15 protein-coding genes are annotated in these 19,227 nt (G+C 63.1%); 6 read left to right on the forward strand and 9 right to left on the reverse strand.

All coding sequences use genetic code 11. The features are described from left to right. Positions 1-121: 121 nt before the first annotated feature. From KFO72_RS31165 to KFO72_RS31180, 4 genes are read right to left on the reverse strand one after another with little or no spacing between them, the layout of a single operon-like run. The gene (locus KFO72_RS31165) at positions 122-1,189 is read right to left on the reverse strand and encodes a 2-aminoethylphosphonate aminotransferase (RefSeq protein WP_060605327.1); all 1,068 of its coding nucleotides are present in this window, start codon (positions 1,187-1,189) and stop codon (positions 122-124) included. Further along, positions 1,189-2,373 (reverse strand): phosphonopyruvate decarboxylase, encoded by a 1,185-nt coding sequence (gene aepY / locus KFO72_RS31170; protein ID WP_060605324.1) that lies wholly within the window; start codon positions 2,371-2,373, stop codon positions 1,189-1,191. The genes KFO72_RS31165 and aepY overlap by 1 nt, the downstream gene beginning before the upstream one ends. After that, positions 2,370-4,079, reverse strand: a complete 1,710-nt coding sequence (aepX, locus tag KFO72_RS31175) for a phosphoenolpyruvate mutase (RefSeq protein WP_054933648.1) — start codon at positions 4,077-4,079, stop codon at positions 2,370-2,372. The genes aepY and aepX overlap by 4 nt, the downstream gene beginning before the upstream one ends. 26 nt (positions 4,080-4,105) lie before the next feature. Next, positions 4,106-4,876 carry an NTP transferase domain-containing protein gene (locus tag KFO72_RS31180; RefSeq protein ID WP_225033732.1) on the reverse strand — a complete coding sequence of 257 codons (771 nt, stop codon included), beginning with the start codon at positions 4,874-4,876 and terminating at the stop codon, positions 4,106-4,108. Positions 4,877-5,148: 272 nt separating this feature from the next. On the opposite strand from KFO72_RS31180, the gene KFO72_RS31185 reads away from it, so the two are divergent. The 3 genes from KFO72_RS31185 (at position 5,149) to KFO72_RS31195 (ending at position 10,035) form a co-directional block, all read left to right on the forward strand. Next, on the forward strand, positions 5,149-6,246 hold the full coding sequence (locus KFO72_RS31185) for a J domain-containing protein (protein ID WP_225033733.1): 1,098 nt from the start codon (positions 5,149-5,151) through the stop codon (positions 6,244-6,246). A 211-nt stretch (positions 6,247-6,457) separates the two neighbouring features. Next, the gene (locus KFO72_RS31190; RefSeq protein ID WP_054933646.1) at positions 6,458-7,999 is read left to right on the forward strand and encodes a methyl-accepting chemotaxis protein; all 1,542 of its coding nucleotides are present in this window, start codon (positions 6,458-6,460) and stop codon (positions 7,997-7,999) included. 287 nt (positions 8,000-8,286) lie between these two features. Continuing rightward, positions 8,287-10,035, forward strand: coding sequence for a peptidoglycan D,D-transpeptidase FtsI family protein (locus tag KFO72_RS31195; protein ID WP_225033734.1), 1,749 nt, complete (start codon positions 8,287-8,289; stop codon positions 10,033-10,035). A gap of 9 nt (positions 10,036-10,044) precedes the next feature. On the opposite strand, the gene KFO72_RS31200 is transcribed toward KFO72_RS31195, so the two are convergent. After that, the gene (locus KFO72_RS31200; protein ID WP_225033735.1) at positions 10,045-11,658 is read right to left on the reverse strand and encodes a tetratricopeptide repeat protein; all 1,614 of its coding nucleotides are present in this window, start codon (positions 11,656-11,658) and stop codon (positions 10,045-10,047) included. A gap of 435 nt (positions 11,659-12,093) precedes the next feature. Between KFO72_RS31200 and KFO72_RS31205 the strand changes: the two genes are divergently transcribed. Then, positions 12,094-12,348: a DUF2866 domain-containing protein gene (locus KFO72_RS31205; RefSeq protein WP_007581331.1), complete on the forward strand. Its 255-nt coding sequence runs from the start codon at positions 12,094-12,096 to the stop codon at positions 12,346-12,348. Between the two features lie 72 nt (positions 12,349-12,420). Here the strand turns inward: KFO72_RS31205 and KFO72_RS31210 are convergent, their stop codons facing one another. Then, positions 12,421-12,663 carry a hypothetical protein gene (locus tag KFO72_RS31210; RefSeq protein ID WP_036001582.1) on the reverse strand — a complete coding sequence of 81 codons (243 nt, stop codon included), beginning with the start codon at positions 12,661-12,663 and terminating at the stop codon, positions 12,421-12,423. Positions 12,664-12,742: 79 nt separating this feature from the next. Then, positions 12,743-13,273, reverse strand: coding sequence for a lecithin retinol acyltransferase family protein (locus KFO72_RS31215; protein ID WP_054933642.1), 531 nt, complete (start codon positions 13,271-13,273; stop codon positions 12,743-12,745). A 451-nt stretch (positions 13,274-13,724) separates the two neighbouring features. Between KFO72_RS31215 and KFO72_RS31220 the strand changes: the two genes are divergently transcribed. After that, the gene (locus KFO72_RS31220; protein WP_035997411.1) at positions 13,725-14,009 is read left to right on the forward strand and encodes a hypothetical protein; all 285 of its coding nucleotides are present in this window, start codon (positions 13,725-13,727) and stop codon (positions 14,007-14,009) included. 5 nt (positions 14,010-14,014) lie between these two features. Further along, positions 14,015-14,785, forward strand: a complete 771-nt coding sequence (locus KFO72_RS31225; RefSeq protein WP_060605313.1) for a PP2C family protein-serine/threonine phosphatase — start codon at positions 14,015-14,017, stop codon at positions 14,783-14,785. 21 nt (positions 14,786-14,806) lie between these two features. On the opposite strand, the gene KFO72_RS31230 is transcribed toward KFO72_RS31225, so the two are convergent. After that, complete coding sequence (locus KFO72_RS31230) at positions 14,807-16,159, reverse strand: sigma-54 interaction domain-containing protein (protein ID WP_054933640.1); 1,353 nt, start codon at positions 16,157-16,159, stop codon at positions 14,807-14,809. Next, positions 16,156-19,212 (reverse strand): peptidase domain-containing ABC transporter, encoded by a 3,057-nt coding sequence (locus tag KFO72_RS31235; protein WP_054933639.1) that lies wholly within the window; start codon positions 19,210-19,212, stop codon positions 16,156-16,158. Before KFO72_RS31235 ends, KFO72_RS31230 begins: the two co-directional genes overlap by 4 nt. Between the last annotated feature and the right edge of the window lie 15 nt (positions 19,213-19,227).

Below are 19,227 nucleotides of genomic sequence, written 5' to 3' on the forward strand. Positions count from 1 at the left end.
GCCCCGCACAGGGGCGACGCCTGAAGCACGCTAACAATTCGCGGATGCCAGCGAGAGCAAAGGCAAACCGCATCTGCCAGCGCAGAGCAAAAGCAAAGACAAAAGCAAAGGCAAAAACCGCTTACCGCATCAACTCATCAAAACTGACAAGCAGCCGCTCGATATCAGGAGAATGAATATCCCCCATAGTAGAAATCCGGAAAAGCTCCTTGGACAATCCACCCTGCCCGGCATAGATAACAAAGCCGCGCGCTTTAAGCGCATCATGCAACCGCTCATAAGAAACGCCGTCCGGCAACTTATAAGCCCGCAGCACAACGGAAGACTCAGCCGCTGGCAAAGCACTCCCAATCCCACGCGCAAAAAGCCCCTGCCGAGCCTGCTCGGCGAGAGCCAGATAACGAGCATGCCGCGCCCGCCAACCACCTTCCTCATCAAGCTCGCGCAGCGCCTCCACAAGCGCATAGTAAGCGTGAACAGAAGGCGTAAACGGCGTATTCCGCTGATCCTGCAAACTGGCAAGCCGCACAAGCCCGAGATAATAAGTCCGGCTCGCAGCAGCCGCCAACGCATCCCGCCGCACAATAACAAAAGCGGCACCCGGCACGCCATGCAGACATTTATTCGCCGTCGCGGCAACAGCCACAATCGTGCCTTCAGCGAAATCGATCTCTTCAGCACCGAAGCTGCTCACACCATCAACCAGCATCTTCACATTGCGCTCGCGGCAAACCACCGCCAGCGCCTTGAGATCATTCAAACGCCCCGTCGTCGTCTCATGATGAATCACGGCAACATGGGTAATCGCCTTATCGGCATCGAGCGCAGCCGCAATCCTCGCCAGATCGGGCGCCTGCATCCACTCATGCTTCACGACGCTATGCGCGATGCGATACTGCGCCGCGATCTGCGCAATACGCTCGCCATACACACCATTCTCGACAATCAGCAACTTGCCGTTCTCCGGCACCAGCGCCGCGATCATGCTCTCGACCGCCGCCGTCCCCGAACCCGTCATCAACACGGCGCTCCATTGCGCAGGGTCGAGGTCGTACAGTTTGACCAGACGCGCGCGCGCTTCGTCCTGCAAGTCGAAGAACTCGCTCTCGCGATGACACAAGTCCGTTTGCAGCAGGCTGTTACGCACACGCTCGGTCAGCGTGACAGGGCCTGGATTCATCAGCAGCATCAACGTGCTCCTTCGTTCGAGCCGGCAGTGGCGATATGGCGCATCAGGCGCGTCTTCACATCGGGCGGCGTGATGGTCGGGCGCGGCAAGCCGTCAGGCGTGCCACGGCGGATCGCGACGCGCACGAAGCGCGGGCCGTCAAGCAGCGGCGACGCGAACAACTCGTCGATCAGGCCCGCGTCATCGCCTTCGACCGCGGACGCATAGCCGCACGCCGCCGCGACACCCGCAAACGACACCTGCGGCGAGACCGTCGACTGGCCGCCGGTAGAATCGTGAGCGCCGTTGTCGAGCAGAATGTGCGTGAGATTCGACGGACCATATGCGCCCAGCGTCGCGAACACGCCCATGCGCATCAGCGCCGCGCCATCGCCGTCGAGCGCGACGACATGCAGGTCCGGCCGCGTCAGTGCGAGCCCCAGCGCAAACGGCGTAATACAGCCCATCGAGCCGACCATGTACAACTGGTTCGGCCGGTCGTCGATCGCGTAAAGCTCGCGCCCGCAAAATCCCGTCGATGCAAGCACGACCGTCGAGTTCACCGGCGTATGCGCAATCACGCGCTGCAAGGCCTCATTGCGCGTCGGCAAGGCGTCGGCGGCAACAGCACGCGACACGTCACGCGCGGCACGCACGTCGCGCTTCGTCGCGCGGCCCGAGTCCTTCAGCTCGTATGGCGCAACGCTGCCCTTCTGCATCACGAGCGCATACGGGCGGCCCGTCGCGTCCATGTGCGCAATCGCACGGTCCAGCGCGGGACCGATCGCTTCCGCTTCCGTCGGGAACGTCTCCCACGGAATCTCCATCGTGTCGAGCATCGCCGGCGTGATGGGGCCCATCAATTGATGCTGCGGCTCGTCCGCGACGCCGGGCTGGCCGCGCCACGTGACGATCAGCAGCTGCGGCAGGCGGAACGTCCACGTCAGCGACGTGAGCGGGCTCACCGCGTTGCCGAGGCCCGAGTTCTGCATCATCGTCACGCCGCGACGGCCATTCTGCGCGCCGAGCGTGACACCCGCGATGAACGCGACCGCATCGCCTTCGTTCGCCGCCGACACGTAATGCAGCTTCGGGTCCTGCAGCACGTAGTTGATGAACGGCGTCAGATACGAGCACGGCACGCCCGCATACCAGTCGAAGCCGCGCTCGCGCGCCGCCTCGACGAACTGTGCTGCCTCGATCATTGCGCCGCGCCTCCCGCTGCATCGCTCTTCGCAAGCGGCGTCGCTTCGTGCGCGAAGTCGCCCGCACGACGGAAGTCTTCGAGGTCGTTCACACCGCGCCAGTGGCCATGCACGTATTGCACTTCGACTTCTTCACCGGCTTCGATCAGCGCATTCAACAGGGCAGGCATGTCGAGCGAATCGAAATCGGGGCGCGCGCGCAGCGTGTTCATCACCGCCTGCAGACGCTCGCGGCCCGCGCCGCGCACGTTCAGCAAACCGATCCAGCGGCCGTGTGGCGCTTCGCCCTTCACGTCGGCTTCGTTGTTCGCCACACGGCGCAGCAGCACCTTGTTGCCGAACAGGCCGCGATCGTCGGCGGCCGAGCACCACGCGAAATCGCGCACGCTCTGGTTCGTCGCGCCCGCTTCGGCTACCGTCGTCGAATCGACGACCACGCTGAACAGCGCTTCGCTATCCACCAGATCGCGCACGATGTAGCTGCGGAACAGCAGGTCGCCGTACGAGATCACGGTGTCGTTCTGCAAGCCGTCGACCGCGCACGCGAGCGACGCCAGTTCGCCCGTCTGCTCGTGACGCTCGTTGACCACGAGCTTGATGCCCGCTGTGTCGATCGCGTCGGCGCGATAGCCGCCCACCACCGTGATGTCGTTGACGCCCTGCTTCTTGAATGCGTCGACGAGCCAGCGCAGCAGCGGCTTGCCCGCAATGGGCAGCATGACCTTCGGACGATCCGTCGTCACGGCTTCCAGGCCCTTGCCGCGGCTCGCGGCAAGCACCACGGCCGAACTCGCCACACGCGACGACGACAGATAACGCTCTTCCGCTACCGAGTACTCGTCGGCATCCTGCAGACGGAAAATTTCATTGACGGTCGCAATGCGGTCTTCCACATTCACGAGCGTCTGGCTCTCGTAGATTTCCTTGACGACCGCCTGCATCGCGGAAGTGGCCGCGCGAATCTGATGATTCGCCCAGATGACCGTGCTGATGCCCGCCTTGCGGAACACTTCCGTCGGCGTGCTGTAGTACTTGGTCGGCACGATCACCAGCGGACCGCGGCCTGCCCATTCGCGCGCGAACTCGAGAATCTCGTCGGCGCGCGACAGCTTGCTGTGGATCAGGATCGCATCCGCACCCGCCTGGCGATACGCTTCGGCGCGCTTCAACGCTTCGTCCATGCCCCAGCCGGCGATCAGCGCTTCGACGCGCGCGACGATCGAGAAATGCTCGTCCGTCTGCGAGTCCTTGCCCGCCTTGATCTTGCCGCAGAACTCGTCGATATCGGCGAGCGGCTGCGCTTCGCCCTTGATGAAGCTGTTCGTCTTCGGAAACACCTTGTCTTCGATGCACACGCCCGCGATGCCGCGTTGCTCCAGCTTGCGCACCAGGCGGCGCACGTTGTTGAAGTTGCCGTAGCCGGTGTCGCCGTCGAGCAAAATGGGCAGGTCGCTCGCGTCAGCCATGAATTCGAGCGTATCGACGACTTGCGTCCAGCTCGCTTCGTTGTTGTCGCGCACACCGTATTGCGCGGAGATCGCAAGGCCCGAGCCCCAGATGCCCTTGAAGCCGGCTTCGCGCGCGATGCGTGCGGAGATGCCGTTGTGCGCTTCCATCAGGAATTCGAGTTCGTTGCTGGTGAGCATCTGGCGCAAGCGTGCGCTGCGCGACAGAGTGGAAACAAATGAGGGTTCGCGTGCGTTCATTGTGTGGCTCCTGATTTCGGCCCGAGTTAGCGCTTCAGCGCTTCATGCAAAGCCGGCCGCTGCAATTGCGGCAGGACTTCTTTAGTTGCTCGCGCAACGTCGTTGGGAAAATCGATTTCGATCCAGGGCAGGCCGGTGACATCGGCCGTATCGAATGCGTGGCTGCGCTCCAGCAGCAGGTCGCGCATGGCTTCTTCGTGCGGCAGGTTCGCGCGGCCGCTATCGACATAGCCCGCCACGATCTCCGCGAAGCGCCGGGCAGCGGCCTCGGTGAAGCGGAAAAAGCCCACCGATTCGCCGATCGTGTCGTAGTCGAGGCCGACGGCCAGCTGCTTGCGCAATTCGATGGGCACGCCCTGTTTCAGGCACAGCTTGACGGGCTCGTCGCCCGCTTCGAAGTCGCGGTCGATCAGCAGGCGATTGGCGTGCTCACCCGCCACGAGCGCGGCCAGCATGCGCTCGTCGTACAGCACGTCGGCGTCCATCAGCAGCACGTCGCCGCCGCGCGTGAGGGCATCGGCGACGGTGTGCACGGTCAGCACGCTGCCCAGATCGAAGCGCGGATTGAGCCTGATCTCGGGCACCTTGCGGCCGGCCCGCGTCAGTTCGGCTTCGACCTGTTCCGGCTGAAAGCCGAGCGCGAGCACGACTTCATCGACGCCCATGGCTTCGAGCATCTGCAGATGGCGCTCCAGCAGCGTGACCCCGTCAAAGCGCAACAGACATTTTGGAAACTGCTCCCCCGGCGGTTGCTGGAGTCGCAAGCCGAGGCCTGCGGCAAGAATGATTGCTCGCATTCGATTTCCAGGGAAAGGGTTAATTGGCTTATTGGCTCTTTTAATCCGGCATTCGAAATGGCTTGCGCGCTGTGCGCGAAGGCGTCCCGGCGAGCCAAAAATGGCGACTATATCGGAATTGAGAACGGATTGCAGACCAGCCGGGCCGGTTTTGGCAATTGATGGAATTAATTTGAAAAATGTGGTGATTTTGTTTGCAAACGACGCTGATTCACCTGTTTCAGCCGATGAAAGGGTATTCTGCGCTTTCAGTTAATGCGAGGCACGATTTCGTGAGGAAAGCAGCAAGCCGATCAGTGACGATCGCGCCGGAAAAGCAACAGGCGCATCGATCGAAGGGTCAGAGGTACTTCAATTCACTCGTCAAGCAGATCGAAAACCGGCGTGGACGGCTCGCGCAATGGGAAAGCTTCACGCCCGTCTTCCAGAAGAAATATGTCGACGTGCTCGTCCCGCTCCGGAAGCGTTCGCGGGACGCGCAGGTGAAGCTGATTCACCGGCTCGACGCGGTCCATGGCGATAAAGGCCTGAATGCCGTCGACCGTCGAACGGTCTCGGCACTGATCGTCGACCTGTTGCAGCCAATGATCCGCCTTCACGACGACGACATCTTGCAGTCGATCCACGACCGGCATGCTTCGCCCGGCGACGGCGAGCCGGCCGATATCGACCTCGAAGGCATGAAAGCGGCGATCGAAGAGATGCTCGGCGTCGAATTCGAAGACGACGTGATCTCTCCACAGGAGTTCTTGAAGCGCGCGTCCGAACAGTTCGCGAAACTGCGCACGGAAGCAGCCGAAAGAGCACAGGCGCGCGAGGAGCGCCGTGCGAAGCGCAAGCCAACGCCGAAGCAGCTCGCCGCGCAAGCGCGCAAGGAAGCGGCGAAGGCGGAAATCAGCCAGTCGCTGCGCGATGTCTACCGCAAGCTGGCGAGCGCGCTGCATCCCGATCGCGAGCACGACCCCGAGGAGCGCGCACGCAAGACCGTGCTGATGCAACGGGTCAACGAGGCGTACGCGAAGCGCAAGCTTCTGCAGCTACTGGAGTTGCAACTGGAACTCGAACATATCGACCAGAAGACAATCGATGGCATCAGCGAAGAAAAACTCGCGCACTACAACGAGGTGTTGCGCGAGCAGCTCGGCGAACTGGATCGCGAACTCTCGGATGTCGAACAAAAATTCAGGGGCGCATTCGGCTTTCCGCACGGCCCTCGCATATCGCCTGACTTCGCGATGGAAGATCTCGACGGCGAGATCGCGCAGCGCGTGCACATGGTGCACGAGATCGAACACGATCTGCCCGTGTTCGACGACATCAAGAAAACGAAAGCCTGGTTGAAAGCGGTCAAACGCGACCGTCCCATCTGATCCCGCGCATCGCCTTCCATCCCGCCGGGCGCGCTAGCGCCCATTTTCTCGTCATACCAATACGCGCCGTGCTCATTAGGGGTTTCCCCGGCTGCTGCAAGCGTTTGCGGCGGTCGTAAACCCTGTCAGGCATCGCCTGTATCTGCCGCCATCCTGCACAAAACCCGAAGACCGTCACACGCAACCCCAGCCGCCGCAAGCAAAGCACACCATGACTCTGAACAAGAAACTCGCCTCGATGATCGCCATCCTGTGGATCGGCCTCGTTCTCATCGGCGCGTTCGGCGCGTGGCAAAGCCGCTCGTCGATGATCGCCGACCGCCGCGATCAGCTGACTACGCTCGTCGAACAGGCCAATTCGATCGTCAACCGCTACTACACGCTGTCGCAGCAGCACGCGATGAGTGAAGCCGACGCGAAGAAACAGGCGCTCGACACGCTGTCCGCGCTGCGCTACGGCACCGACGGCTATCTGTCCGTCAACGATTCGCAGCCCGTCATGCTGATGCATCCGTTCAAGCCGGCGCTGGTCGGCAAGAACCTGTCGGGCTTCACGGACCCGGCGGGCAATCACCTGTTCGTCGATATCGTCAACGCCTCGAACCAGGGCAAGGGCGGTTTCGTCGACTACCTGTGGTCGAAGCCGGGCAGCGACACGCCCGTCCCGAAGACCAGCTATGCGATGCGCTTCACGCCGTGGGACTGGGTGCTCGTCACGGGCATGTACATGGACGACGTGCAGAAAGCGTTCTACGTCGATCTCGGGCGCTGGCTCGCCATCACCTTCGTGCTGGGCGGCATCGCGACGCTCGTGATGGTGCTCGTGCTGCGCAGCGTGAAGCGCACGCTCGGCGGCGACCTCGAAGTGGCCGTCGAAGCAACCCAGCGGATCGCGCGCGGCGACCTGGCGACACCCGTGCCGCTCGCGCACAACGACCGCGCGAGCCTGCTGCACGCGCTGCACACCATGCAAAACGGTCTGGTCGATACCGTCTCGCGCGTGCGCGCCGGCACCGAGAACATCAACGTCGGCGCCAGCGAAATCGCCGCAGGCAATACCGATCTGTCGCAACGCACGGAAGAACAGGCGGCCGCGCTGGTGCAGACGGCATCGAGCATGGACCAGATGACGTCGAACGTGAAGCAGAACGCCGAAAGCGCCGCGACAGCCGCCGGGCTCGCAAGCGAGGCCGCCGACATCGCGAAACGCGGCAGCCGGGTGGTCGACGACGTGGTCCGCACGATGGGCGACATCACGAGCAGCTCGAAGCAGATCGGCGACATCATCGGCGTGATCGACGGCATTGCGTTCCAGACCAACATCCTCGCGCTCAATGCCGCCGTCGAAGCGGCGCGCGCGGGCGAACAGGGCCGCGGCTTCGCGGTCGTCGCAGCGGAAGTGCGCAGCCTCGCGCAGCGCTCGGCAACGGCGGCAAAGGAAATCAAGGCGTTGATCGAAACGTCGACGGGCAGCGTCGAGGAAGGCGCGGCGCTGGTCGCGAACGCCGGCTCGACGATGGGCGAGATCGTCGCCTCCGTGCGCCGCGTCAACGAGATTCTCGAGGAAATCAGCCATGCGTCGCGCGAGCAGAGCGCGGGCATCGAGCAGGTCAACCGAGCCGTCGGCGAAATGGATCAGGTCACGCAGCAGAACGCGGCGCTCGTCGAGCAGGCAGCGGCGGCCGCCCATTCGCTCAAAGACCAGGTCGGCGGCTTGCGCGAGGCGATTTCAAGCTTCTCGCTGCCCGCCTGACAGTACTGCAGCCCTGCCCGGCGCGGTAGACAATAAAAAGAAGGCGCTCATCGAGCGCCTCGTTAACACGCCGCGTCGGAGACGACGCATCAGTTGAACGGGCGACGGAGACGGCTTTTTCAACGCGGCCCTGCGGGCTGCGTGCGCCGGACCACAATCGGCACGGCCTCTGAATCCCGCCCGCCGCGCAAAAACCTTTCTCGAAGCTCGCGCTCAGATTACGTTCTTATTACAATCTGATCCACGTTCACTGTGGACCGGTTGTCAGAGCGGCCGGCTTCGCCCTCATGTTCCGCAAGAAAAATCACGATCCGTACGCGCCCGTCGCGAAGAATCCCGTCCTCGTCGCGCGTCTGCCGATGTGGCGCTCGAAGCTGATCGTGATCCTCGTGTTCGCGGCGTTCGCCGCGCTGATCGGCCGCGCGTTCTGGGTGCAGATCGTCAATCAGGACTTCTACGTCGAACAGGGACAAAAGCGCTATCAGCGCACCATCGAACTCGACGCGACGCGCGGGCGCATCGTCGACCGCAATGGCGCGATGCTGGCCGTCAGTCTCGCCACTTACGAAATCTGGGCGTCACCGAAACTGCTCGCCGAAGCCGCGTATCCGCCGCTGGCGAAGCTCCTCGACATGCCGCTTGCCGAGTTCACGCAGCGCGTATCCGGCAACAAGAGCTTCGTGCTGCTCAAGCGCCAGGTCGATGCGGAAACGGCCGCGCATATCGACAAGCTCAACCTCGCGGGCATCACGCGCATTGCGGATTCGAAGCGCTTTTATCCCGAGGGCGAATCGGCAGCGCACGTGGTCGGCTTCACCGATATCGAGGACAACGGCCAGGAAGGCATCGAGCTCGCCGCCAACGACCTGCTCACGGGCGAACCGGGCGAGCGCGAGGTGATCCGCGACCGGCTCGGCCGCGTGGTGTCGGACACGCGCCCGCTGACGCCGGCGCAACACGGCGCGACCGTGCATCTGACCGTCGACCGCCGCATCCAGCAGCTCGCGTATGCGCAACTCAAGGCGGCCGTCGCGAAGCACAGCGCGCAGGCGGGCAGCGTCGTCGTGCTCGATGCGCGCAACGGCGAGATTCTCGCGCTCGCGAACTATCCGAGCTTCGACCCGAACGACCGCTCACGGCTCACGGGCCGCCAGTTGCGCAACCGCGCGGTCGTCGATACGTTCGAGCCTGGTTCGACGATCAAGCCGCTGGTGGTCGCGCTGTCGCTCGATCGCGGCCTGGTGCGGCCTGGCACGATGATCGACACGGCGCCCGGCTGGTACAAGATCGGCCCGAGCGTGATCCACGACACGTCGAACCACGGACGCATGACGATTGCGGAAGCGTTGCAGAAGTCGAGCAATATCGCGCTCGCCAAACTCGCGCTGAACCTGCCCGCCGAAACCATCTGGAACAAGTATCAGGAGTACGGACTGGGCCGCGCGCCGAAGCTGACGTTTCCGGGCGTCGCGGCGGGCCGCGTGCGACCGTTCGCGCGCTGGCGGCCCATCGAGCAGGCGACGATGGCCTATGGCTACGGCCTGTCGGCGTCGCTGCTGCAGATCGCGCAGGTCTACACGGCCTACGCGGGCGACGGCACGATGCACCCCGCCACGCTGCTGATCGACCCTGCGCGCGCCGCGCCGGACGGCCAGCGCGTGACGATGCCCGCCACGGCCGCAGCGATCCGCTCGATGCTCGAAATGGCGACGAGCGAAGGCGGCACGGGGCGCGCGGCGAACGTCGACGGTTATCGCATTGGCGGCAAGACGGGCACGGCGCGCAAGCAGGTCGGCGCGGGATACGCGAAAGGCCGCTACCGGTCGCTGTTCGTCGGCATGGCGCCGATGAGCGATCCGCGTCTGGTCGTGGCCGTGATGATCGACGATCCTGCGGGACGCGCGTTTTACGGCGGCACGGTGGCGGGTCCCGTGTTCAGCGCGGTGACGGGCGGCTCGCTGCAACTGCTCGGCGTGCCGCCCGACGCGCCTGTGACGGCGCCCGCTTCGGAAGCGGCGCACGCGCCCGGCGTGTAGCGCGGCAACTCATGCGCGGGGTTTCGCCAGCGCGCGCAGATCGCGCGCGACGTCGTCCAGCACCGGCTGCCATTGTCCGAACTGCCGCTGCCGGTACAGCGTAGCCGTCGGATACCACGGGCTGTCGCGCCTGTCGATCAACCACGTCCAGTACGGATTCACGTCGAGCAGGACCCACGTACGCTGACCGAGCGCACCCGCCAGATGCGCCGCCGACGTGCACACGCTGATCACCAGATCGAGCTCGCTGACGAACGCAGCCGTATCGTCGAAGCTGCGCCATTCTTGCGTGAAGTCGTGCATCGGCAGGCCGGCTGCGCGGGCGGCCTCGACGTCAGCCGCGGCGCCGGGTTGCAGCGAATAAAACGCCACGCCGTCGATGTTGCGAAACGCCTGCGCATAGCGCTGCGCGCCGACGCGCCGGAAGCGGTTGCGTCCGTGATTCAAGCTGCCCGTCCATGCAAGCCCGACCTTCAGACGCTTTTCGCCGGCGAGGCGCGCGCGCCATGCGTCGCGCAACTCCGCGTCCGCGCGCAGATAGGGCACCACGGACGGAATCGATTCGATGCGCGTGTCCAGCATCAGCGGCGCGCTGACGAGCGGCAATTCGAAATCAAACGGCGGCAAGGCTTCGACTTCACGCGCGGCGGAATACGCATCCACATGCGCGCCGAAACTGCGCGGCAACAGCGCGCCCATCTGCGGAAACGAGTTCCACACGATACGCCCGCCTTCGCGATGCACGCGCTGCGCGAGGAGCGGCATGAAGCGGCAAAACTGCAGCACGTCGCCCATGCCCTGCTCGCCCCACACGAGCAAGGTCTTGCCCCCAAGCGATTCGCCGCGCCACTGCGGCTTGCCGAATGGCGGACGCCCGTTCACCAGCATGCTGGCGGGATCGTTCCAGCGCGCCTCGTGCGCGGGCCAGCCTTCGGCATAGCTCCCGCGCAGCAGGTGCAGCACGCCAAGCCCTGTGCGCATCGATGCGTTGTCGGGCGCCAGTTCAGATGCCGTCGTCGCATGCGTCAGCGCGTCGTCCCAACGTTGCGCTTCCTTGAGCGCCTGCGCGAGATTGCCATGCGCCACGGCGCTGCGCAGGTCGATCTCGACGGCGCGCCGCGCCGCCGCAAGCGCGCCGTCGAGATCGAAGCAGGCGCGCCGCGCGCTCATCAGGTTGATCCACAGCGCGAAGTCAGATGGGTCCGCTGCGACAGCCGCTTCGAGCAGTTGCCGCTCTTCGGCGGGATCGCCGCCCGTGCGGTTCAGCGCGATCGAGAGGTTCTTGCGCAATTGCGGGTACGCAGGGTCGATCGCGAGCGCGTGGCGATACGGCGCGAGCGCGTCGCGATGCCGGTTCGCCATCTGCAGCGCGTAGCCGAGCCGCACGCTGGCCGCCGCGCTGTGCGGCTCGAGTTGCGCGATCGTTTCGACGAGCCCGATGGCTCGCGCGACGTCTTCCTGTTCGAGCAGTTCAAGCATCAGCTGGTCGATCGACATGCTATCCGCCGGGTGTAGACAAGACGCCGCTTCGAGCCACAACGCACGCGCGCGCACGTCGCCCTCGGACTGCGCGGCGAGCGCGCGGCGGAGGAAGCTCAGGAATGGATCGAAGGTCGGTGGCATAAAGGTGAACGGAAGCGTTGGGCGAGGCATCGCGTCGGCACGCGCCCGGCGCACCAGGCGCGCCGGGTCGGATATTCTCCGGCGAATGGCGTGACCTGTCGTAAAGAATCGTCAAGTACCGACGCGATATCAACGGATGGATGCGTCGTGCCCGGTCGCGTTCACGCTTCGTTTATAGCCTTTCCGTCCCGCGCCTTGCGCGAACGGCACGCATGCGCTGGCCCCAGCGAGCCATATTTAAGGACGGGAAAGAATAGGACCACGTGTCTTAAGCTTCGTTTAATTCTTTGCTGTGAAGATGCCACTCGACATTCCCTGTCGACCGGAGTTGGCGCTTTAGCGCCTTATTCTGGTCCCATGCAAAGCTGTTGTGCCGCTTGCGTACCGGCGGTATTTTTTATCCACCGGCGGGGCATCCCCGGCAGGAGAGACACGATGGTTGAGGACACGGTGTTCGAACATCTACGCGCGCTGCACGGCAACGCGCAGACGCTGACCATCCGCAGTTGCACCGTCTCGCCGCCGATGCAGCACCCGTGGGGCCGCTCGTTCCGGCTCGTCGAATGGACCTTCAGGCACGACGTTGAATCCTTCCGGCGCGTCGTGCCTGCCGAGAGCACGCCTCGTCAGATTGCCGAAGCCGTAATGTCGCACGTGCCGGGGCGGCGCTTCTGCCAGCCTGGCGGATAGATTGCGCGCCGCACAGCGCGAGCCGCTCGATACGCGCGCCGCGGGCGCTCGACGCCGGGTTGCCGTTTTTCATCACGCAGTCCTCCACGCAGACATCGCCGGCCGTGTTTCGGCGGGCGGAAACACATTCCACGAACCGTCGTCGTGACGGAAAAAGAAAATCGACAGCAACCCGTTGGGGCGCACCGCCTCGACGCACACGCAGCGGCGATGCATCTGCGTACGGCAGAAGCGCACCACGCGCGCGGGCATCGCGGGAGTCGGCGCGAGCCATTTGTCGACGGCCCAGTGCAGTGTTTTTCCGGTCGGGCTCATGGTGGTCTCCTTCGCTTTGCTGACTGCTTTTACGGCATTAAACGTTTCGAACTTCAATGTCGCTGTTCAATTGCGACGCTCATGCTGCGTTAACAACGGCGCGGCCGATTTTCATCCGGTTGCCGACAAAAGCGCTGGCGAGGCACAGCAGCGCATGCATGCCCGCGCGCGGATGCGTGAGACATGCATGGACCTGTTCGCTGCGGCTTTCGCCGAGCAGACACCACGCGCAGAAGTGCTCGCAGTTGTTCGTCAGCAGGCGATAGTGGTTTTCGCCGAGGCGCGAGCGGGCGCGCAGCACGGTTTGTTCGGCGGTGTACTTCGGGAACGGATGCGGGCGCACGGCAACGGCGTGACCATCGGCGAAGGCTTCGAGCGCCACTTCTTCGACGGGACCGCGATGCGCGGACTTTGCGAAACCTGCGTAGTGAATGACCTTGCCGCCACCGACGTAAATGCCGTGATGTTCGTAGCCGCGGCGTTGGGTGATCAGGTGGGCACCGAGGGCGGGTTCGTCGCTGGAACCGTCGAGCACCACATCAGCCGATGCGTAAGCAGCCGCGCGGTTTGCACCTTGTTCATTGCGAGATTGTTGGAGGTTGCGGTTCATGGCTTTGCTCAGGTATCCGGTTCAAAAGGCCAACACTGTTGCTGGCTCTTTTGCATCATCCGGACCAGGCTATCTAAGCCGTTGATTTACCGCAATATTTCACACAGACAAGGCACTTTGCAGGGGGCCTGTGTAGGGACACACCCAACAGAATTTCAGGCGGTTGTGTCGTGCGACCACCACCACTTTTCGCTCCGCGCGCCTGTGCATCGCGCGGCGAAAATGTGTTGGTTCCCCCATCTTTCGCAGCGGCGCGCTGTTGGACGACGGCCAACGTCCCAAAGGACTCGCGCGCGGCGCGCGCGCGTATGTGCCCGCTTTATCCCACGCCCAGCAAGGAGCCACGCGAGCGCGCACAGGCAGGCCCCACATTGGCACGGCCCTTGCACGTCATAGCGCAACTTCCCTTGACTTCGCGCCGCGCGACGGGCGGCCATTCTGGAGACACACCATGGCTTCCATCACCATCAGCGACCTTTCGCACAACCTCGCTCTCGATCGCAAGGCGATGGCCGCGATCAGCGGCGGCGGCGGTGCGCCGTGGGTATTCGGCTGGATCACACCGTATGTGCACGAAACGCCGAGCGTTGGACCCGTCGTCAACCTGTACGACGTCACGAACAACTTCTATGCTAACCAGATGATCAATCAGTTCCAGAATGTTGAAGTGAACAACACGGGCAACAACTCGAACATCAACGTATCTCCTGACGCACGCAGTACGAACCTGGCTTAGATACCGTGACCTGTACCAGTCAATTCCGGTGGGCGTCGGCGGCGCGCACCGACACGGGCCGGGTACGCGAGATCAATGAGGACGCCTGCCTCGATCAACCGCAGCGCGGCCGCTGGGCCGTGGCTGACGGCATGGGCGGGCACGACGTCGGCGATCTCGCGAGCCAGCTCGTGGTGGAAACGCTCGGCCAGTTGCCGGAACAGGCGGGTATCAAGCATTGCATCGCCGAAGCGCGCACGCGTCTGCAGGATGCGAACCGTCAGTTGCGCGACGAAGCAAGCCGCAGGCAGGTGCAGCGCATCGGCACGACCGTCGTCGTGCTGCTCGCGTGCGACCGCTTCTGCGGCTATCTATGGGCAGGCGACAGCCGCATCTATCTGCTGCGCCAGGGGCAATTGCGGCAGCTGACGCGCGATCACAGCCAGGTGGAAGCGCTGCGGCAGTCCGGTCATCTGACCGAGGAAGAAGCCCGCCACCATCCTGCGCACAACATCATCACGCGCGCCGTCGGCGCAACCGATCATCTGGAGCTCGACGAAGACGCAATCGAAGTCGCGGACGGCGACGTGTTCCTGCTGTGCAGCGACGGCCTCAGCAACGAATTGACCAACGAGGAAATCCAGCAGACGCTCGCGAGCGTCGATTGTCTGCACGCGCCCGATGAACTCGTCGATATCGCACTCTCGCGCGGCGGCCGCGACAACATCACGGCTGTCGTCGTGCAGGCGGAAGATCCGCAAGCGTCGGACAAAACCTTGTTGAACCCGTCGCCCTGATCCGCATTGCCAGCCGTTGCTTCAATGCAGCTCGGCTTCGTCGTCCTCTTCCGTGTCGTCCTTGCGCGCATTGGCCTGTGCATGCGCGCGGCGAAAGTCCTTCGAATGCAGTCCGTGCTTCTTCAGCAACATCTGAAGATGGGAGCGGTTCATGTCGACGCGGCGCGCCAGTTCGGCGACCGTGCCGCCCACTTCCTGCAAGCCGCGTTGCAAGAAAGCTTTTTCCGCTTCGTCGCTGGCGGCGCGCTTCGCATCGCTCAACGACAACAGATTGGTCACGCTCGCCGTGCCGTTCGCGGCCTCGCCCGCCGTGCCGAATATCGACGACGTAACGGGTGCCGTGGGCCGCATATCCACCGGCAAATGATCCACATCCGCGATGTCGCCCGCGAGGCACGAGATGCGGTACATCACGTTGCGCAATTCGCGGATATTGCCCGGATATGCATAGGTCAGCAGAAAGTCCCGCAATTTAGGGGTGATTCTCACAGGACGGCGCTTGAGCGCGCCCGCCGCCTCGTCGCCAAAGTACTGGATCAGAAGCGGAATTTCATCGCGCCTTTCGCGCAGCGGCGGCAAGGTCACGTGAATCACGCTCAGCCGGTAAAAGAGATCTTCGCGGAACGTGCCCTGTTCGCTCAGCTTGCGCAGATTGCGATTGGTGGCGGCGACAATGCGCGTATCGACGCCGATCGGCTCGTCCGAGCCCACGCGCTGTATTTCATGCGCTTCCAGCACGCGCAGCAGTTTCACCTGCCCCGTCAAAGGCAATTCGCCGATTTCGTCGAGAAAGATCGTCCCCGTATGCGCGCTTTCGAATTTGCCTTTGCGGTCGTTGGTCGCGCCCGTGAATGCGCCTTTTCTGTGGCCGAACAGTTCCGACTCCAGCAGGTTGTCGGGAATCGCGCCGCAATTCACGGAGATGAAAGGCTTGTCCGAGCGGCTGCCGTTCGCATGAATGACCTTCGCCATCAGTTCCTTGCCCGTGCCGCTTTCGCCGTCGATCAGAACGGGGAGATCGGTCGGCGCCGCTTTCTCGGCGATTTCGAGCGATTCCAGCAACTTCGGGTTATCGCCGAACGTGCCTTCGAAAATAAAGCTGCGCGCGAGCAACGCCTGCCGCCGCGCGCCGCGCGAGAGGTCGCCGCGCATCGGCTCGACCACGGCCGCCTGCACGAAGCGCTCCTTGTGCGACATTTGCATCACTTCGTCACGCAACGAACTCGCCTGTTTCAGGAGCTTTTCGATATCCGAGCGTTCGAGCCGCGACGACCAGCGCAGCGTCGAGCGCAGAATTTCGATCTTCTCGATCAACCCTGCGTAAGAGATGGCGGAGCCGGTTTCGTCAGGCTGCTGGTCGAGTATTTTCATCAGGCGCTCAACTGTTTCTGGACGAGCTGGTAGTACATGCCCTTCCGGTTGACCAGTTCCTCGTGACGCCCCTGCTCGACGATCGCGCCTTCATAGAGCACGAGAATCTTGTCGGCGCGCATGATCGTACTCAGCCGGTGCGCGATGATGACGGCCGTGCGTCCCTTGAGGATTTCCTGCATGTTGCCGAGGATATTGCTCTCCGATTGCGTATCGAGTGCGGACGTCGCCTCGTCGAATACCAGAAGACGCGGATCGTGATACAGCGCGCGTGCAATGCACAGCCGCTGAATCTGGCCGCCCGACAAACCAATGCCGCGCTCGCCGACCACCTGTTCGTAGCCGAGCGGCAGCTTGGCGATGAACGCGTGAGCGTCGGCCATCCTCGCCACCTCCTCGATGCGGCGGCGGTCCGGCGTGTCGTCGCCGCTCGCGATGTTCTCTGCGATCGTGCCGGAAAACAGCAGGTTCGTTTGCATCACATAACCGATCTGCGCACGGAAGAACGCCTTGTCGATCACATTCATGTCGTAACCGTCGACCATCATCTTGCCGTCGCTCGGCGTGTAAAAGCCCACCAGCAGCTTCGCGAGCGTGGTCTTGCCCGAACCGCTGCGCCCGACGATCGCCACCAGTTCGCCCGGTTTGATGTCGAAGCTGATGTTCTCCAGCACGTAGGCGCTCTCTTCCTCGCCATAGCGGAAGTACACGCCGTTCAGGCTGATCTCGCCTTGCAGGTCGGGCAGCATCACGCGCGACGGCAGGTCTTCTGGCTTCTGCTCCGGCTCGATATCGAGCACGTCGCCCAAACGTTCCATTGCGACGCCCGCGTCGTTGAGCATGCTCCACAAGCCCACCAGCCCCATCAACGGCGTCAGCACGCTGCCCATGAACGCGTTGAACGCGATCAGCTGGCCGATCGTCATTTCGCGGGCGAGCACGAGATTCGCGCCGACCCAGAGAATCGCAATCGTCGTCGCGGCATTCAGCAACTGGCTGATAAAGCCGATCACGATGTTGAACGCGTGAGCGCGGTATTGGACTTCGAGGGCCTTTGCGTATTTCTTTTCCCAGCGCAAGCGCACGGGCCGTTCGATGCCCATGCCCTTCACCGTTTCGACACCCGACAACGCCTCCATCAGGAACGATTTCGAATCCGTCCCGGCCGAAAATGTTTCGCGAGCGTAGTTCTTGATCTTCGGCGTGGCGATCAGCGTGAGCGCCATGATCGGAATGACGAACGCGATCAGTACGAATGTCATCTTCGCGTTATAGAAGAACATGATCGCGAAGTAGATGAATACCATCAGCAGATTCAACGCCGTCGTCACCGTCGATTCGGTGAGGAACGCGCGGATCGTCTGGTTCTCCTGGAAGCGCGCAAAAATGTCGCCCGTCTTGCGCTTGGCAAAGAACGAGAACGGCAGCGACATGGTGTGCCTGAAGAACTGCGACATCATCGCGAAGTCCATGTTGCGCACCATGAAGTTCGACAGGTACGCGCGCACCATCGACATCAGCTGTGAGAACACATTCGAAATGATCAGGCCGAGTATCAGCAGATGCAGCAGGCTGACGTTCTGATGCACGATCACGCCGTCAAGGATGTTCTGAATGATCAATGGCGGAATCACGCCCAGCACCTGGATCACGAAGGTCGCGAGGAACAGGTACATGAGAATCTTTTTATACGGCGTCAGATAGCCGACGAAGCGCAGCCACGGCGAGCGCGACGCGGACAGCTGCACGAGATTCGGCCCCGCCGAGAACAGCAGACACGTGCCGCTCCAGCCGCGCTCGAAGTCTTCGAGACTCAGCTTGCGGAATCCCAGCGCGGGATCGGCGAGCCAGACATGACTTTTCGACACGCCGTACACGATGATGTAGTGATAGCCTTCCCAGTGCACGATGAACGGCAGGTCGAAGCCGCGCAGCGAGTCGAACGTGCACTGCACGCCGCGCGCCGTGAAGCCGAGCGATTCGCCCGCTCGCGCCAGGCTGTCGAGCGTCGCACCCTGCGTCGTGACGTTCGCCAGTTCGCGCAGCTTGCCGAGCGTCATCGGAATACCGTAGTGCTTGCAGATCATCGCAAGACATGCGGCGCCGCAATCCATTTCCTCCGCCTGCTCGACAAGTCCGAAGCGCCGTATCACGCGCTCGCCGAGTTCGGGCTTCGTGTGCAGGTCGAGCCGCAGAGGCCGCTTGCGGCGCTGCTCGATGCGCTTTTGCCGGTCCAGTTCGCGATCGGCGTATTTGATGCGCTCGTCGAGCACTTCGCGCAGCTTCGGATTGCGCTCCAGAATGAAATGCACCGTGCGCTCGGGAATCACGAGCAGCCGCGTGTCCGTCGTCGCAATGGCCGATGCCGTCTGCTCCTGTCGCATCAGGCAAGCCTTCTCGCCGAAGATTTCGCCTTCGCGCAATGTGGCGAGCGTATAGTCGGTGCCGTCCTCGTTGCGCACGATCCGCACCTCGCCCTGCCGCACGACATACAGCCGGCGGTCGTCGCGCGCGTCCTGCTTGAGAATCTCCTTGCCCGCGCTGACTTTTTTGACACCGACGCTGCGCACGTATTCCTCGAGTTCCTGCTTGTTCAGCTTGCCGCGCAAATCGAATAACTGCGCGACGAAGCCGCCCGCCGAGTTGATTGCCACGTAGCTCGCGACGAACGCCAGCGCCGCCTGATTGCCGGCGACGATCGGCTCGATGGCGGCGCGCGGAATGAACAGCAGCTCGGTCTTTCCCGATGAGCGCACCGACGATTCATGCGAATACGCGCGCAGCATCGCAATGTCGGCGAATACTTCGCCCGCTTTGCGCACGCCCATGCTGATCTCTTTGCCGTGCTCTTCGGTGAAGATACGCACTGAGCCGGACTTGATCACACAGAGCCCATCGGCGGGATCGCCCGCGTTGCACACCGTTTCACCAAACGAATAGAAGCGCGACTGCACGTGCTCCGCGAGGCGTTCGAGTTCTTCGCGCGTAAACGGCGACAGGATCTCGACCGTCGAGAGGAAATCGGCGATGGAAGGCGTGGTTTGCGGTGCATCCATGATGCGTGGTTCCCC

The organism is Paraburkholderia sp. XV, assembly GCF_020177535.1.
Lineage (GTDB): Bacteria > Pseudomonadota > Gammaproteobacteria > Burkholderiales > Burkholderiaceae > Paraburkholderia > Paraburkholderia caribensis.